Raw genomic sequence first — 15,463 nt, forward strand, 5'->3', positions numbered from 1 at the left:
CGACAGGCTGTACCCGTGCAGATGGCCGTCAGGGCAGACCGAAGCACCTCCAGCGCGCCACGGGTTCTACCACGCACCCGGCGCGCACCGAAGGTGCGCTGAGTCGCTGACCTGCGGCGATCAAACTCCGATGACACAAACTCGCGTCCGACAAAGTCCGACGGCAAACGGTCAAGATCCAGTGGCACGGGACACCGATGCGGCGCGCGTGTCCGGACATCGGACCTTGACCGTTTGCCGCTGAACTTGACCGATGGCCTGCGCGGCAGAGTCGGCTGAGGGCCCGGTGCACGAAGGGGGCCAGGATGAAGCCATGGACAACGAAGTGCCAGGCTGCGCCACACCCTGGTCCACGGTCATCAACGCGAGCAGCGGCGGAGCCGAGTGGGCGGTCACGGCCGAGGGCGGGATGCGCCTGGCCCAAGTTGCGGCGCAACGGGGCATCAAGTTGGTTCACGTGTCGAGCGACGCCGTGTTCTCCGGCCGCGACGACCTGTACGACGAGACGTTTCTACCCGACCCAGTGACACCGTACGGGGCCGCGAAGGCGGCGGCCGGAAGGCGGCGGCCGAGACGGCCGTGCGGCTCCTGAGCACGGGCACCGTCGTCGCACGGACCTCGCTGATCATCGGCCATGGCCGGTCCGAGAACGAACGCCTGGTGCACGCCCTGGCCGCCGGCACACGGGACGGGGCCCTGTTCACCGACGATGTCCGATGCCCAGTCCACGTCGGCGACCTGGCCGCCGCACTGTGGGAGCTCACCTTGTCCGATGCGGCCGGCGTCTTTCACCTCGCCGGCCCGGACGCCGTCACCCGCCACGTTCCCTGTCAAGTTCATCTGTTCAGGTTCTGTGGGGTGCTCTGGGGCCCGAGACGCATGTGACTGTGCAGCCGATCTGGCGGCTGAGCATCTGACCTGGCGGGTCTGATCAGCTCAGATGCCGGGCAGGGCGGCGGCCCCGTCGCTCCACTGCGCGGTCTTCACGTGCAGCCACGCCAGTGAGAGATGGCTCCGCTGTGCCGGAGCGCGCGAAAAGGTACCCAGCGCGACTGGGCTCACGGCCCCGGTACGGCACCGATCTGCTGCATCACCCCAAGGAGGTCGGGCTGGCCCCGTTCGCCGACGATCCGGCCGTCGGCCAGGTAGTAGAAGTTCATGGCCTGCACCGAGATCTTGTTGCCGCTCGCCGGGATCCCGAAGAATTCACCGTCGTGGGTTCCCCACATGGTGAACCGCGCGGCCACGGTGTCGCCTTCGGTGACCGTCTCCTCCAGCGTCCACTGGACGTCGGGGAAGGCGCTGCGCATCATCCCGAGGACTTCCATGTACCCATCGGGCCCCCGCAGCGGTTCCGGGTGGCTGGGTGCGTGGAACACCGCGTCCGGAGAAATGACCTCGCGGGCGAGGTCCTCGTTGCCCGTGTTGATGAACTCGATGAAACGGTTCATCACTGACTCGGTGGACTGCGATGGCATCTTGCTGTGCCCCTCTCCAGAGACGTGGAGTTCCTGGAAGAACCGGCGAGTTTCTTCTACGACAACGAGCGGCCCCTGCGTGCCGAGGAGGTCGCCGACCCCTACCGGCGGGGCATGCTGCTCACCGCCCGCGCCACCAGTCGCGCCGAACGGACCTGGCTGCGCGAGACCCTCGGGGAGGAACCGCCCGCATTCGACACCGGATGCACCGACAGCGAACCGCATGCGCCCGCCGCTCCCGCGAGCTGACTGTCCACGGAGGTACCCCCATGCTTGCATCCTGGTACGACGCCCAGGGCCCAGCCGCCGATGTCCTGCACGTCGGTGAACTCCCTGACCCCGTCCCCGGCCCCGGCGAGGTCCGCGTCCGCGTCACCGTCTCGGGCGTCAACCCCGGCGACACCAAGAAGCGGCGCGGCTGGCTCGGCTCGTCCATGCCCTTCCCGCGGGTGATCCCGCACAGCGACGGCGCCGGAGTCATCGACGCCGTGGGCGCCGGAGTCGACGCCCGCCGCGTCGGGCAACGAGTCTGGGTGTACGGGGCCCAGTCCTACCGCCCCTTCGGCACGGCCGCCCAGTGCACCGTCGTCCCTGCGGATCTGGCCGTCCCGCTACCCGACCACCTCAGCGACGAGCTGGGCGCGAGCCTCGGCATCCCCGGTATCACCGCCCACCGCACCGTCTTCGCCGACGGCCCGGTCGACGGCCGGCTGGTCCTGGTCCACGGAGTTCTAGGCGGCGTCGGCTCACTGGCCGCCCAGCTCGCCCACTGGGCCGGCGCCACCGTGATCGCCACCGTCCGCCGAACCGCGGACCTCGACCGCGTCGACCCGGCCGTCGTCGCCCACGCCGTCGCCCTGGACACCGGCGACCCCGCAGCGGCCATCCGCTCGTACGCGCCACGGGGCGTCGACCGCATCGCCGAGGTCACGCTGTCCGAGAACGCCGACCTCGACAACGCCGTCGCCGCCAACGAGGCCGTCATCGCCGCCTACGCCACCCGCGCGGACCGCACCGAGATCCCCTTCTGGCCTCTGCTGTTCAACAACGTCACCCTGCGGCTGCTCGGCAGCGACGACTTCCCTGCCGAGGCCAAGCGTCGGGCCGCCCGCGACCTCACCTCCGCAGCCGCCGTCGGCGCCCTCACCGTCGACGTCCGCGACCGCTACCCGCTGGACGACATCGCCAAGGCCCACGACCACGTCGACGCCGGCGGCGGCCACGGCCGCATCCTGCTCATCATCCCGTAGAAACGACCGGCTTCGCTGTCAACGCGGTTGCGCACTGGCATGGCGCCACAGACACCACCCTCATGTCCCACATCGCCATGGTCGTCGGCGACAACAGCGGTAACGCCCTGACCGGCAAAATCTGCCTGCCCAGCTCCGCCAGGTCAGGTGCTCAGTCCGCCAGATCGGCTGCTCAGTCTCAACGCAGAGGAGCCGCCCCGGTGTGAAGGTGGCCGGGGCGGCTCTGTAGGTGGAGTGCTCAGCGGTTCGGCGGTCGGAAAGGGACGACGTTGTCCGCGACGGGCTGTCAGCTTGCTGCAGACCTTCGCCGCATGGTCGCGGGAGACGCCGCCGCCCAGCGCTGGGCGATATAGGCCCGCCACACGTCGTCGGTGCAGTCGGTAAGACGGCTGAGGCGGCGCGCGTGCAGACCGTGATAGAAATCGGCCGCCCTGCGGGTCGGCATGGTCACCTCGATGTCCTTTGCCTCCCGGGCCCTTGCCTGCGCGGCCCGGATCAGTGCGGAACCCGTACCGCGGCCTCGCACGGACGCGTCCACGGTGAGTTCCAGCAGTTCGAGGATCATTCCGCCAGCGAAAAGGGTGGGCACGCGCAGCGCGAGAAGGTACCCGACCACGCGCGAGGCCTGCTCGGCGACCAGGAACTCGGCTCTGCCGTCTGCAGCGGTTTCGATGATCCGGGGGAACGTGACGTCGTCGAAGACCGCGCGGTCTGGCCCGTAGCTCGTCACGAATCCGCTCAGCAGACGGTAGACGTCATCGGCGTCCGAGGGTGCGGCGTCGCGGATGGTCATGCCGGCTCGTCCGCCGGGAGGCAGGCGATTGCGCCGTAGCGGCTGTCGGGACGGCGGCCATGAGCTCCGCCGTCTCGATCTCGATGCTGCTGTCGGGCCGGCCGCTGCCGCAGTGCACACGTCCCAGGCCGCTGACGGACTCGTCGAACACCACCACCGCAGCCCGATCCGCGGACACGGGGCACACCCCGCCCGGCTGCATCCCCGCCCGCGCCAGCCGCCCGGCGTCGGCGGGGGACAAGTCGCCCCGGCGGATCCCGGCTGCGCGGGCGAGGGCGCCGTACTGCAGCCGTGCATGGCCAGGCAGTGCTGCCAGCAGGAGACGGTCCTCGGGGGTGACAAACGCCAAGGTCTTGACCGTCCGCTCCAGTGGAACGCCCAACGCGGCGCACACCTCGAGGGGGCTGATCACGTCAGGGTGCTCATGCAGCCGGAAGGACGCATTAAGCGCCGCGAGGACCTCCGGCGGGCCAATGGGTGCGGGAACGGTCACCTCGCCCAGATTACCGTGCAGTGAACGAGAGTTGATCGCTGTTTGCGGAGCAGAAGTCGGCCACGCGGCTCAACCGGGGTTATGAGGTCTCCAGGCCGCCTGACGGTTGCATTGCCGGGCGGAGGAAAGTCCGGTCGAAGCGGCGGATGCAGCGGGTCTCCGTGCTCAGCTGCCAGAGCTGCTGAGCCTCCGGATCCTGCCGGATGGCAGCACGGTAGTCCTCGTAAGCAGCCAAGCTGGGAAAGGAGAACAGGGCGTAGGCGAGGTCGCTGGCTCCTTCGTGCGGCAAGAAGCAGCCGTGGTGCGTGCCGCCGAAGCGGGTAACGATCGGGATCCACCCCGTCACGTAGTTCTCGAACGCGACAGTCTGGCTGGGATCGATCTCGTAGCGCAGATGACAAGTGATCACGTGAACACTCTTCCTGGTCTGGTCGGTGCCCGGTCCGGATTGAGCGTTGCGTGCCTCGGCGCGGGCTGGCCGAGATGCAATCTTCATGGGTGGAGGGCCACCTGGCGGGGGTAGTGGCTTGCACGGGCGCGGGCTTGGTGGCGGCGGCGCCAGATCGATCAGTGAAGCCGGTGTGCCGCGTGGAGGACAGGCCGGACAACGAGTGTCGTGAAAGGGTGCTGGATCTCGTTGCAGGTCAGCGGGATCAGGCCGTCCGGGGCTGGGTCCTGAGCGCGTTCGGCGGCAGCGGCCGCGCCGAGGAAGGCGTGGGCGAGCATCGAGAGGGTGACCCAACGGTGCCAGGACGTCCAGCGTCTGACTTGGTGCTCGTCCAGTCCGGCCAGGCCCTTGCCGGATTGGAAGGTCTCCTCGACTGTATATCTGCGGCCGGCCACCCGTACCAGGGTGGACAGCGGTACTCGGTTCGCTGAGTAGCAGCGGTAGAAGGCGAGTTCACCCTTCCTCCGGTTGCGGCGGACGAGCAGATTGCGGTGACCGGGACGGTCGTCGCCGATCGTCCTCCCCGCGCCGCTGGCCAGCCTGGTCCACGAGCTCGTCGCGACCCGCCGCGGCAAGGCCAAGATCGGCACCCCGGAGGACGCCCCCTGGCTTTTCCCCGGAGGTCAGCCGGGACGCCCCCTCGGCGACGACCAGATCGGCCAGCGCCTCCACAAGATCGGGATCCGGCCCAAGCAGGACCGCTCCACCGCGCTGTTCACCCTCGCCACCGAAGTGCCCGCCGCGATCCTCGCCCGGATGCTCGGGGTCCACATCAAAGTGGCCGTCCAGTGGCAACAGGCATCCGCCGGGGACTGGGCCGCCGACGTCAGCCGGCGCAAGGACGGCACCATGTCCATGCGCGAGCCGTAACCGGCTCAGCTCAGGTGAGTGTCGGCGCAGAGCCCTTGGCGGCATGGTCGACCGCTGCCGCGGCCAGCGCCTGGATGATCGGGTGGGGCCGGGTGCCGTCTCCCGCGAGCTCCGGCTGGAACAAGGTGGCGAGGAAGAACGGGTGGTCCGGCAGCTCGGCAATGCGCACGTCGCCCGCCTCGTCGACGCCGCTGAAGCGCAGTCCGTGCGCACGCAGCACATCCAAATAGGCCGGGCTGGGGCCATACGAGCAGTGGTACCGCTCGACGGTCCGTTCAGCTCCCAGGACGCGCTCAGCCAACGATCCCGCCTCTACCTTGACCGCGCCTTCGTGACCGACCAGGGAGCATGCCAGCGGGACGATCAACAAGTCGTCCGCCTCCGGCTGGTTCTCCGCATGGGCAACGCCGGAGAGCCCGCACACGTCGCGCGCGAACTCCAGGACCGCGTGCTGGAAGCCACCACAGGTACCCAGAAACGGGATCCCCTGCTCACGCGCGGTGCGGGCCGCCGCGATCGCCCCGGCTTCGCTGTGATACGGGCTGCCGGGCACCAACCAGATGGCATCGAATCCGGTGAGGGCGTCGGCGGATTCTGCGTCCTGTGTCGGGATCCAGTACGCATCCAGGACCAGCTGGTCGCGCTGGGCCAGTGCGTCCAGAAGACCGGGGATACGGGCGTGGGCTCGCACGCTGGGCGAGCGGTGGCCCACCAGCGCGACACGGGCTGTCGAAATGTTCAAAGGTTCAGGCATGCGGACATCCTGCCCCGGCAACCGAGTCCAGCACCAACGATGATCTGTGGCCCTTCCATTAGCGATACTGATGGACATGGATCCGCACCTTCTCCGCACGTTCGTGGCCGTGGCACGCTGCGGTTCCTTCTCCGAGGCGGCCCGCGAACTGGGCTACACCCAGTCGGCGGTGTCCCAGCACATCGCCGCGCTCGAAAGCGACCTCGGAGCAGTCCTGCTGCAGCGGCGCCCGGTCTCTCCTACAGGCGTCGGCATCCGGCTGCTGGAGCACGCCGGGCCGCTGCTGCTGCGGCTGGACGCCGCCCGCGCGGACATTGCGCGCCTGACCGCAGCACCCGCCGCCCGCATCGTCATCGGCGTCTCACCGCTGGCCATGACGCCACAGCTCACCGGAACACTTGCCGACATGCGGCAAAAGCAGCCTCTTTGGGATGTGACGGTGCGTGTCCTTGGCCGCGCGGCCATCGCTCGCGAAGTCGCGAGCGCAGCCCTGGACCTCGGTCTGGTCGATGGTATGGCCGCTCCCAACGACCCACTCCACCTCCCCGACGTCGGCCCACTCACGGCGATGGCCATCACTGAGCAACCGCTGGCTCTCGCGCTGCCCGCTCAGCACCCGCTGGCCGGCCGGGCCAGCCTCCGCTTGGTTGATCTCGCCGACGCCCGATGGATCGACGCACCCGACACGGCCATCCCGCTGGCGCAGTTGCGCACCGCGAGCGGAGCCGGCGGCTACCGGGCATCCTTGCGCTACGAAGGAACCGACGTGCGCGGACTCCTCGCCCTCACTGCTGCCGGACAGGGACTCGCGCTACTGCCCCAGTCAACGATCGCCAACACGCCCGGCATCAACGCGGTCCCCGTCTCCGCACCACGACTGGTACACCGCACCGAGGCCCTGCACAGCAGCACGCTGGACGGTCCCCCTGCGCTCCTCGCCGCAGCCCTCACGGCGGCCACCGAATGACCGAGACGGAAGTCCCTCACCACCGCGCCGGACCGCCTCTCGCGGCCAGGCGTTCGGACAGTTCCAATACCCGACTTCACCATTAGTCTTCCTGAAACGAAAACGCGAAGCCGTCACCAAGCTCGCCGCCCACGTCGTCGACAACCACGGCCGCCCCAGGCCCAGCTCCGACACCACCTACGAACTGCGCTCCGTCGCGGTCCCCTACGGGGGCTGCACCGAACCCAGCAACGTCAAAGCCGCAGGCGGCTCCTGCCCTCATCCGCTTCCAGTGCGCCGGCTGCGGCTTCTACCGCCCCGACCCCTCCTACCTCCCGGCGATCGAACAGCACATCAACGAACTGCGCGCCGACCGTGAAACAGCCCAGGCCATGGACGCCGCCGAATTCGTCATCACCGCCTTCACCGCACAGATCACCGCCTACGAGCAGGTCACCGACCGCATGCAACGCCGCCTCGCCGCCCTCCCCGCCACAGAACGCCAGGAGATCGAGGAAGCCAGCGCCATCCTGCGCAAAGCCCGAGCCGGCAACACCCACACCCTGCTGCCGCTCACCACCGTGTCCAGGACCGACCCAGCATGAACCCCCGCGGCAACCCGCACACCCTCGCCCAGGCCCGCCGCCGCGCCAGCCTCGACAAACGCCAGCGAGCCCTGACTGCACTCACCAACCTGGAACAAGGCCGCGGTGAACTGGCGGCTGTTTATGCCCGCGTCCTGGGATCCCGCCTCCCCGGAGGCGGACCCGGACAAGGTCGCCCGCCGCAGTCGCTGCGGCATCCCCGCCCGGGTGGGGCATGTCGAGAAGTGGCAGCTGGCCCTGGACATGATCGACGAGACCCGCTCGTGGGGCATCGACGTCCCCCTGGTCGTCGCGGACGCCGGATACGGCGATGCCGCCGCCTTCCGCCACGGCCTGGAAGAACGCAACCTGCCCTACGCGGTGGGCATTTCCTCCCGCCACACCGCCCACCCGGCCCACGCCCGGCCCGTCCAGCCCGCCTGCGCGGGCACCGGCCGGCCACCGAGCATGCAGTATCCCGAGCCTGCTCAGACCATGAAGGGCCTGGTCATCGCGGCCGGGAGGACGGCCGCGAGACCGGTGTCCTGGCGAGAGGGCTCCCGGCCGGGCAAGGGCCGCAGCGGATTCAAGCGCATGTACTCGCGCTTCGTGGCCCTGCGCGTCCGCCCGGCCGGACGTGGCGTCCGCCAGGCCACCGACGGTCCCGAGCTGCCCGAACGCTGGCTGCTGGCCGAATGGCCGGCCACCGAACCCGAACCCGTGCAGTTCTGGCTCTCCAGCCTGCCGCTGGCGACCCTGGTCCGGCTGGTCAAGCTCCGCTGGCGCATCGAACACGACTACCGCGAGATGAAACAGGCCCTGGGCCTGGCCCACTTCGAAGGCCGCACCTGGTGCGGCTGGCACCACCACGTCACCCTCGTCTCCGTCGCCCACGCCTTCAACACCCTGCAACGACTGGCACGAGACCCAAAAGAAGCGGCGCAGGCCTGAGCCTCTACCAAGTCGTCCGAGAACTCCAGACCATCCTCGCCGCCTGGGTCGGCGCCTGTCCCACCTGCCACCGCGACATACCCACACCACTACGGACCTGACCAAGCCCTACTAGGTTCCGTGCCGAGGCGCGGGCCGAGGTGAGAAGGTGAGTGATCCCTGTGGAGGAACAGACGCCGGCCGAGCAGTCCCTGAGTCGCTCGTACGTCACCGCTGACAGGGTCCGTTTCGACGTCGTCTCGTTTTCGGTCGAGCACCGTCCCGGCCGCGGTATGACGTTGACGTACTCACTGACCGTAAGCCGTCAGGGCCACCCGGACGAGCGCTGGGTGGTCACCCTGCCCTGGGACGACAGGTCCTGGGCGGACGTGCTCACCTCGCCCGCGCCCCCTGCCGACCGGCTCCGGCAGCTTGTCCACCTCGTCCATGCGCATCTGGAGGAGTGGTGGGACACCAAGGGGCACAACCGGCGGTCGGCGAAGATGGGGCGGCGGCTCACCTGACCCGCTGCCGGTCCACGCTCCAGCACCTGGCCGCGGTCGCCGCCGGCCTCACTCACTGTGAACCCGGTCGGCGGCGCAGGTCAGCACGTGGGCGCTGTCTGCGGCCGTTACAGTAGCCGGCCGCGACGGCTGTCGACCGAGACAAAGGCAGACGCCGGATCGGCACCAGACGACAGTAACCTGACGACCTGGCGGACGACGTTCACGCCCTGTGCACTGTCGCCCTGGCCGAGCGGCGCAGCGGCCTCGTCGCCCCGGCCCCGACCCCACCAGGCTACGGTTTTCAAGGCGCAGCCGCCGCAACTTCGCGGGCCCCCGGCGATGGACGACGTTGTGACACTGGTCGGCGTCTCCAGCAGACGGTCTCCAGAGTGTCGAACGACCAGATGGGCCTTGGCCTGGTGCGCGCGCCCTGCACGAGACGGGCCGCCGGGTGGCGGTGGCCAGCGACGTCGCCGCCGGCCCGGGTGCCGGTGCTCGCCCTCGAGGGTAGGGCAGGGTGTGCCGCCGCTGCTTTTGCGCCAGCAGCGGTGGCATGCAGGAGGTTCCGGTCCAGGCAGCGACGCCGACCGGATGAGCCTGCCTGCACTGCCAGTCTGGGAGGCGGCACCGCCCGAAGCCAACGGTGCGCCGCCGAGCGAGGAGCACCCCATGTGGTCGGGTTGCTCACCCGTTGTGGGCGATGCCTGTAGGCGGGCCGCCGAGGTCCGCCACGATCCGCAGCGGCGCCGCCGCGCCGTCCTCGGACATCAGGGCCTGACCGAGGACGTCCTGGACGTCGTAGTCGATCTCGCCGTGGACGGTGACGACACGGATGCCGTCGACGACCGTGCGCTGCGCACGGAGCCGGTCTGGCCGGTCGGAGTTGGGGTTGTCGGTCACGGTCTCCTCGACTGCGCTGAAGGGCAGGTGACGGTTCTGTCCCACCGCCACGGCGGGCTACACGCCCGGTCCCGCGGACCCGGCCGGGCCGGCGCACGCCCGGACAGCCTGTACGGGCGACAGGGCGGATCAGGGGCGGGCGCTGGTGTAACGGGCAGTCGGTTCCCAGGCTTTCAGGACCGGGTCCATGCACCACTGGCACAGGGGGCTGCCGCCGTGGCCGTATTTCCAGGTCTTGCGCTGGCATGCGGAGCAGGGGCCGACCTGGCTTCCCAGGCAGACGAACGTCGACGGTTCAGGGTCGGTGACTGGAGGCGGGGGACCGCACGGGCCCGGGTGCGGAGGGAGAGAATTGCCCCGGGCATCGACGGTGGCGGCTCAGGCAGTGCCCTCGTTTGGCTTGTCGAGGATGGCCAACTCCTGCTCGGTCAGGCGCAGGCTTCCGGCGGCGATGTTCTCTGCGAGGTGTGCCGGGTTCGTGGTGCCGGGAATGGCCAGCACGTGCGGACCGCGGTGGAGGGTCCAGGCGAGCCGTATCTGAGCCGGCGTCGCATTATGGGCGCGGGCGATGGAGTGGACGCGCGCGTCGTGCTCTTGGCCTGCGGTTGCCTCGCGCCGCAGGCCAGAGACCGCGAAGAACGGGACGAAGGCGATGCCTTGCTCCCGGCACAGGTCCACCAGCCCGTTCTCGTCAGCGCGGCGCCAGTCCAGGCCGTAGGAGTTCTGCACGCAGACCACGGGCGCGATCGTTCGGGCCTCGGCCACGTGCTCAGGCCCGACAGCGGAGAGCCCGAGGTGACGGATCAGGCCGGCCTCGCGCAGTTCGGCGAGGGCTCCGAAGTGCTCGGCGATCGAGGCCGTGCCGGGGCCGTTGGCGCGCAGGTTCACCACGTCCAGGTGGTCTCGGCCGAGCTGGCGCAGGTTCTCCTCGACCTGGCCGCGCAGCTGATCAGGGCGGCCCATGCCGAGCCACTCGCCAGCCGGATTACGCGCCGGGCCGACCTTCGTGACCACGACCACGTCGCCGTACCAGGACGCGAGGGCGCGGTTGATGAGCTCGTTTGCGGACCGCGACGGCGAGAAGTAGAAGGCGGCCGTGTCGATGTGGTTGACACCCTGCTCGAACGCACTGTGCAGCAGACCGACGGCGAGATCGCGGTGGATCGGTGTGCCGTCGGAGTTGCCCATCATGCCGTTGCCTGTCAGCCGCAGCGCGCCGTAGCCGATGCGATTCACCTCCAGGTCCCCGAGCCTCCAGGTACCTGCCGTCGCTGCGTTCACCGTGCTCCTTCGCCCGTTGCTTCGTAGGTCCTGGAGTATGGCGCTGCCCTGTGCGCTGCGTCAGGTCAAAGGACTGGGCGAAACGTCACATCTCCATCGGGAACTCAGCGCCGCCGCAGAGCCGTTGAATCTTCCGAGAGAACGTGGGCCGGTTTGCCCCATGAAATCGGCGGCTGACCTCAAGGTTCGTCAGACGCCTTCCGCATTCCGAACGTGATCGTTTGGTTCGGGGTGGGTGGGCATGAACTCCGGCTGACGGAGGGAGGGATGGGCCTGGTTCGTCTGTTCGTCTTGCTCGTGGAGGTGGCTGGTGCCGTCGGTGCTCGGTCTGCTGGAGGCCCGGGAGAAGAAGGTCCGGGAAGAGGTCGCGCGGTTGCGGGAGGAGGCCGAGCGGGTGCAGGCCGCACTCGGCGAGGCGGAACGCGCGCTTCAGCGTCTTGCGGATGCTCGTGTGACGGTGGCCGAGGTGCTGGCCGAGCCTCCGCGTGCGGTCGTGGAGCCGGTGGGGAGCGCGGTGATGGGGGCCGTGGTGCCGCGACGGACCGAGGGAATGACGGCGTCGGCCCTGCCTGCGGACTACCAGCGGATCATTTCCGTGCTGGAGTCGGAGGCGGGCCGGGAAGGCATGCGGTGCCAGCAGCTGGCTGCGGCCCTGGGGCTTCAGGCGGTCCCGTCGAAGGTCGAGGGACTGCGGTAGAAGGCGAAACGCCTGGTGGAACGAGGCTGGGCGCTCCAGACGCGGCCGGGAGTGTTCACCCCGCTCGGGACGCCGGCCGGATGAAGGCACCGGGCCGGCGCCCGGCCAGGCGTCCGCTCATGAGCATGGTCATCGACCACAGCACCATGGCCTCGTGCATGACGGGCAGCGTCTCGTAGTCGCGCACCAGCCGACGCGAGCGCATCAGCCAGCTACGGGCTGGGGGGTTGCATCGCCGAGCGGGCGAGGCGGATGAGGCCGGATCGGATCCGTTGTTCGCCGAGTTCCGGCAGGAGTGCGGCCACGTGTTCGGCGGCCAGCGCGGCGAGCAGGGCGTGAGCGGTGTGTTCGGGGTCGGGTGTGGTGCCCAGCAGGATCGCTGTGTGGCGGTGCCAGAACCGGTAGGCCCCGATCCGGTACCGGGCGCCGACCGCGGCGGTCTCCGATGTGCGGATGAGAGCCAGGTTCTCCAGCAGGTAGTCGAGATAGGCGTCGACGAACGCGGTGAGCCGCTCCTCTGCGGCGGCTCCAGGGCCAAGCGGTGGTGGTCCGTGCAGGATCGCCTCTTGCAGCACGCGTTCTCGGGCGTCGAGGAGTGCGGCGGCGAGCCCGGACTTGTCGCCGAAGCGGCGGTACAGGGTGCCCTTGCCGACACCGGCGGCCTCGGCCACCTGGTCCATGGAGACCGCTTCCACCCCGTGCTCGGCGAACAGCCGCGCGGCCGCCTCCAGCACGGCGGCACGGTTGCGTGCCGAGCGTGCCTGCTCTTTGGGCGGCGGGGTGCGCAGGAGCTCCAGCAGCATTGCAGAATCGGACTGCGGTCCGTTATTGTCGTGAGCCACGACCGGACTATAGTCCGATTCTTGAAAGGCAGGGACATGACCGCACTCATCACACGAGACAAGCTCAAGGCAGCCATGGACGCGGGCAGCGTGACCGTCGTCGACACTCTGGGCGGCGAGTATTACGCCAAGCAGCACCTGCCCAGTGCACTCGAACTGGTCCTGGCCGACGTCGACGCCCAGGCGTCCGCCCTGCTCCCCGACCGCGACGCCGCGATCGTCACCTACTGCTCCAACCCGGCGTGCCCCAACAGTGGGCAGGTCGCCGACCGGCTGACCGCTCTCGGATACACCAATGTCCGCAAGTACCGTGAGGGCATCCAGGACTGGGTGGAGGCGGGCCTTCCCACCGAGTCCGCCTGACCCCACCCCGGGGGAGCGCAGCCCGAGAAGCCCTGCCCTCCCCCGGACAGCCACGCATCCATGCACCATGCCGGGTCGACAAGGCCGCCGAGCACCCCAGTGACGGACAGGCAGCGTGGATGGCGTGGGCCGCGTTCGACGCAGCCTGTCAACGGCCTCAATCAAGAGGCTGACATTCCGTGATCACTTGGAAGGTTCGTGCCCGTACTGCCGGCATGGCTGACCCAACCACTGTGGGACCAATTCGCCGCCCTGCTTCCGGAGCGGCCGCGCTATCACCCGGACCATCCCCTGCGCTGCCACCGCCCGCGCACCGCGGCCTGCACGGCCGGATCGCGCACAAAGGCGAGAAGGCACCGATCCAGGCGAGCCAGAGGTGGCACGTGGAGCGCACCCACGCCTGGCAGAACGCCTTCCACCGCCTCGCCCGCTGCTACGAGCGCCGGGCCACCGTCATCGACGCCTTCTTCGACCTCGCCGACACGATCATCACCGTGCGTAGCCTCATCCGACAGGCATGGACGACTCACCGCTGGAACGAACGCCCGCACCGCCGTCCATGACACACGCCTATCTGCGCGACCTCTTAGCCGCGGCGATCGGGAACACGGACGGCCGGCGGGCCAAGGAGATGTACAACTGCAGTACCAACGTGCACGCTGGCGGTGTCCCGTTCGAGCGAAGGGCTGAGCTGTGCCCGACCGACCTGAAATCGTCTGCATCTGCGGCTCTACCCGGTTCGTGGACGAGATGCGTGCGGTGAATCGCGATCTGACCCTCGCCGGGGTCATTGTTGGCTCTTCACAATCCAGGGTGTAGTCGTGGTCTGAAGCCGCCGGTTGCTAGGACTTGTCCGGGCGATCACGTGCGAAGCCAGAGGATGAGGGCTGCCGCGGTGGCCGTGCCGAGGTAGACATAGCCGCGCTTGTCATAGCGGGTGGCCACCGCCCGGTGCTGTTTCAGCCGGTTGATCGCCCGCTCGACGGTGTTGCGCTTCTTGTACCGTTCTTCGTCGAAGCCGGGTGGCCGTCCGCCGTGTGAGCCTTTGCGGAGGCGGGCGGCCTGGCTGTCGGTCTTTTCCGGGATGGTGTGCCGGATGCCCCGGCGCCGGAGGTACTCGCGGCAGGCTCGGTTGCTGTAGGCCTTGTCGGCGGCGATGCTGTCGGGCTTTTTGCGGGGCCTGCCCGGCCCGGGTCTCGGGACTCGGATCTTCTCCAGCACCAGTTGGAACTGCGTGCAGTCAGCCCGCTGACCGGGTGTGACGACCAGGGACAGTGGGCGGCAGCGGCCGTCCGCGCTCAGGTGGAGCTTGGTGGTGAACCCGCCGCGCGAGCGGCCCAGGCCCTCGCCTCCTGCACCACCTCCACCAGGCGGGCGACGAGGCTCTGCCACGGCGTTTCGCCCTGGTGTTCGTTCGGTTCTGCCCCTTTGGAGGCGGGGGCTGGCGGTGGTTCGGTGCGGGCGCCGGCCGCGTGCTGATGGGCGCGGACGATGGTGGAATCGACCGAGACATCCCGGTCGATCCCGCCCGCGGCGTCGGCCGCGGCCTGGACCTGCTGGAGCAGACGCTCCCAAGTTCCGTCGGCCGACCACAGCCGGTGACGTTCATAGACGGTCTTCCAGGGCCCGAATCGTTCAGGCAGGTCACGCCACTGCACGCCGGTCCGCACCCGGTGCAGAATCCCGTCGATCACTTGCCGGTGGTCCCGCCACCGGCCACAACGCCTGTTACTGACAGGCAGGAACGGCCGCAGCCGTTCCCACTCCGCATCCGTCAAGTCACCCCGCCCCATGACTGACACAACGAGCCAACAGTCAGACAGTCACATGATCGGGCGGACAAGTCCTAGCAGGGCAAACTCGCCCACACCCCGCGCACCGAGGGGAACTGGAATCGCGTCAGAACAGCGGACGCGTAGGTGAGCGGGTCATCTGCTCTCAGCTGCGATCGACTGGGCGTTGTAGGCCATGACAGCCTGCCGGAGAGTGGAGGTTTTGAAGCCGAGCACCCGCGGCTGGTCGGGACGGATGCGAACCATGCCCTTGTCAGGTCGAGTCACGCCCACATGCGTCAGCAGCCTGACGAGTTGGCCGGCCATATCGGAGGTGTCACGGAAGACCGGCGTCTGCTGTTGCAGAGCGGTGAACAGCGCCTGACTGGATACCACCTCCTCCTCATGCGCGCGGGCAATGTCGTAGGCGCGCAGGAGGAGATCAGGAACACGGGCGTCGTCGCTCCCCTTTGAGGCAAGGGGGCGCCCGGCTCGCATGTAAGTGAGCGGTTCGTGAGTCTTTGAGTGGGTCTGCTGTCGCCTGATGGTGTGGCGG

At 69.1% G+C, this 15,463-nt stretch carries 17 protein-coding genes and 7 pseudogenes; 12 read left to right on the top strand and 12 right to left on the bottom strand.

Annotated features, from left to right (window positions below):
* Positions 1-355: 355 nt before the first annotated feature.
* Positions 356-822 (top strand): annotated as a pseudogene (locus tag ACFVYK_RS15300) (sugar nucleotide-binding protein); the annotation flags it as partial.
* Positions 823-1,058: 236 nt separating this feature from the next.
* Here ACFVYK_RS15300 and ACFVYK_RS15305 read toward each other — a convergent pair.
* Positions 1,059-1,451, bottom strand: coding sequence for an ester cyclase (locus tag ACFVYK_RS15305; RefSeq protein ID WP_389773454.1), 393 nt, complete (start codon positions 1,449-1,451; stop codon positions 1,059-1,061).
* 39 nt (positions 1,452-1,490) lie between these two features.
* Here ACFVYK_RS15305 and ACFVYK_RS15310 point away from each other — a divergent pair.
* Both ACFVYK_RS15310 and ACFVYK_RS15315 read left to right on the top strand, forming a co-directional pair.
* Positions 1,491-1,727, top strand: a pseudogene (locus ACFVYK_RS15310) (PadR family transcriptional regulator); the annotation flags it as partial.
* Positions 1,728-1,747: 20 nt separating this feature from the next.
* Positions 1,748-2,728, top strand: coding sequence for an NADPH:quinone reductase (locus ACFVYK_RS15315; protein WP_389773457.1), 981 nt, complete (start codon positions 1,748-1,750; stop codon positions 2,726-2,728).
* Between the two features lie 286 nt (positions 2,729-3,014).
* On the opposite strand, the gene ACFVYK_RS15320 is transcribed toward ACFVYK_RS15315, so the two are convergent.
* From ACFVYK_RS15320 to ACFVYK_RS15335, 4 genes and pseudogenes are all read right to left on the bottom strand, one after another.
* A complete protein-coding gene (locus ACFVYK_RS15320) occupies positions 3,015-3,521 on the bottom strand; it encodes a GNAT family N-acetyltransferase (protein WP_389773460.1) in 507 nt (168 codons plus the stop codon).
* Positions 3,484-4,014 carry an aminoacyl-tRNA deacylase gene (locus ACFVYK_RS15325; protein WP_389773463.1) on the bottom strand — a complete coding sequence of 177 codons (531 nt, stop codon included), beginning with the start codon at positions 4,012-4,014 and terminating at the stop codon, positions 3,484-3,486. Before ACFVYK_RS15325 ends, ACFVYK_RS15320 begins: the two co-directional genes overlap by 38 nt.
* 79 nt (positions 4,015-4,093) lie before the next feature.
* Positions 4,094-4,510 carry an NIPSNAP family protein gene (locus tag ACFVYK_RS15330; RefSeq protein WP_389773466.1) on the bottom strand — a complete coding sequence of 139 codons (417 nt, stop codon included), beginning with the start codon at positions 4,508-4,510 and terminating at the stop codon, positions 4,094-4,096.
* Positions 4,507-5,037: pseudogene (locus tag ACFVYK_RS15335) on the bottom strand (IS701 family transposase); the annotation flags it as partial. The pseudogene ACFVYK_RS15335 and the gene ACFVYK_RS15330, both read right to left, overlap by 4 nt.
* Positions 5,038-5,194: 157 nt before the next feature.
* Here ACFVYK_RS15335 and ACFVYK_RS15340 point away from each other — a divergent pair.
* Complete coding sequence (locus ACFVYK_RS15340; protein ID WP_389773468.1) at positions 5,195-5,332, top strand: hypothetical protein; 138 nt, start codon at positions 5,195-5,197, stop codon at positions 5,330-5,332.
* A gap of 10 nt (positions 5,333-5,342) precedes the next feature.
* Here ACFVYK_RS15340 and ACFVYK_RS15345 read toward each other — a convergent pair whose 3' ends face one another.
* The gene (locus ACFVYK_RS15345) at positions 5,343-6,086 is read right to left on the bottom strand and encodes a hypothetical protein (RefSeq protein ID WP_389773471.1); all 744 of its coding nucleotides are present in this window, start codon (positions 6,084-6,086) and stop codon (positions 5,343-5,345) included.
* A 76-nt stretch (positions 6,087-6,162) separates the two neighbouring features.
* Here ACFVYK_RS15345 and ACFVYK_RS15350 point away from each other — a divergent pair, with 76 nt between their 5' ends.
* The 4 genes and pseudogenes from ACFVYK_RS15350 to ACFVYK_RS15365 all read left to right on the top strand — a co-directional run bounded on the left by ACFVYK_RS15350 (position 6,163) and on the right by ACFVYK_RS15365 (position 9,070).
* On the top strand, positions 6,163-7,053 hold the full coding sequence (locus ACFVYK_RS15350) for a LysR family transcriptional regulator (protein ID WP_389773474.1): 891 nt from the start codon (positions 6,163-6,165) through the stop codon (positions 7,051-7,053).
* A gap of 371 nt (positions 7,054-7,424) precedes the next feature.
* A complete protein-coding gene (locus ACFVYK_RS15355) occupies positions 7,425-7,637 on the top strand; it encodes a hypothetical protein (RefSeq protein WP_389773477.1) in 213 nt (70 codons plus the stop codon).
* A gap of 99 nt (positions 7,638-7,736) precedes the next feature.
* Positions 7,737-8,567 (top strand): annotated as a pseudogene (locus ACFVYK_RS15360) (IS701 family transposase); the annotation flags it as partial.
* A 161-nt stretch (positions 8,568-8,728) separates the two neighbouring features.
* Entirely contained in the window at positions 8,729-9,070 is a 342-nt protein-coding gene (locus ACFVYK_RS15365) for a hypothetical protein (RefSeq protein WP_389773479.1), read from the top strand.
* Positions 9,071-9,736: 666 nt separating this feature from the next.
* Here the strand turns inward: ACFVYK_RS15365 and ACFVYK_RS15370 are convergent.
* Positions 9,737-9,952, bottom strand: a complete 216-nt coding sequence (locus ACFVYK_RS15370; protein ID WP_389773482.1) for a hypothetical protein — start codon at positions 9,950-9,952, stop codon at positions 9,737-9,739.
* A gap of 378 nt (positions 9,953-10,330) precedes the next feature.
* The gene (locus tag ACFVYK_RS15375; RefSeq protein WP_389773485.1) at positions 10,331-11,233 is read right to left on the bottom strand and encodes an aldo/keto reductase; all 903 of its coding nucleotides are present in this window, start codon (positions 11,231-11,233) and stop codon (positions 10,331-10,333) included.
* Between the two features lie 310 nt (positions 11,234-11,543).
* Between ACFVYK_RS15375 and ACFVYK_RS15380 the strand changes: the two genes are divergently transcribed.
* Positions 11,544-11,930: a hypothetical protein gene (locus tag ACFVYK_RS15380; RefSeq protein ID WP_389773487.1), complete on the top strand. Its 387-nt coding sequence runs from the start codon at positions 11,544-11,546 to the stop codon at positions 11,928-11,930.
* 55 nt (positions 11,931-11,985) lie between these two features.
* On the opposite strand, the gene ACFVYK_RS15385 is transcribed toward ACFVYK_RS15380, so the two are convergent.
* Together ACFVYK_RS15385 and ACFVYK_RS15390 are read right to left on the bottom strand one after the other, a co-directional pair.
* Complete coding sequence (locus tag ACFVYK_RS15385; RefSeq protein WP_389773490.1) at positions 11,986-12,135, bottom strand: hypothetical protein; 150 nt, start codon at positions 12,133-12,135, stop codon at positions 11,986-11,988.
* Positions 12,136-12,142: 7 nt separating this feature from the next.
* Positions 12,143-12,772, bottom strand: a complete 630-nt coding sequence (locus tag ACFVYK_RS15390; protein ID WP_389773494.1) for a TetR/AcrR family transcriptional regulator — start codon at positions 12,770-12,772, stop codon at positions 12,143-12,145.
* A gap of 36 nt (positions 12,773-12,808) precedes the next feature.
* Here ACFVYK_RS15390 and ACFVYK_RS15395 point away from each other — a divergent pair, with 36 nt between their 5' ends.
* The 3 genes and pseudogenes from ACFVYK_RS15395 to ACFVYK_RS15405 all read left to right on the top strand — a co-directional run.
* Complete coding sequence (locus ACFVYK_RS15395) at positions 12,809-13,135, top strand: rhodanese-like domain-containing protein (RefSeq protein WP_389773497.1); 327 nt, start codon at positions 12,809-12,811, stop codon at positions 13,133-13,135.
* Between the two features lie 198 nt (positions 13,136-13,333).
* Positions 13,334-13,447 (top strand): annotated as a pseudogene (locus tag ACFVYK_RS15400) (IS5/IS1182 family transposase); the annotation flags it as partial.
* Positions 13,448-13,449: 2 nt separating this feature from the next.
* A pseudogene (locus ACFVYK_RS15405) lies at positions 13,450-13,698 on the top strand (IS5/IS1182 family transposase); the annotation flags it as partial.
* Positions 13,699-13,996: 298 nt separating this feature from the next.
* Here the strand turns inward: ACFVYK_RS15405 and ACFVYK_RS15410 are convergent.
* Positions 13,997-14,928 (bottom strand): annotated as a pseudogene (locus ACFVYK_RS15410) (IS5 family transposase).
* A gap of 135 nt (positions 14,929-15,063) precedes the next feature.
* On the bottom strand, positions 15,064-15,463 hold a 400-nt coding region (locus tag ACFVYK_RS15415; protein ID WP_389773499.1), incomplete at its 5' end, for a hypothetical protein.

It is taken from the genome of Streptomyces sp. NPDC058291 (assembly GCF_042880855.1).
Taxonomy (GTDB): Bacteria; Actinomycetota; Actinomycetes; order Streptomycetales; family Streptomycetaceae; genus Streptomyces.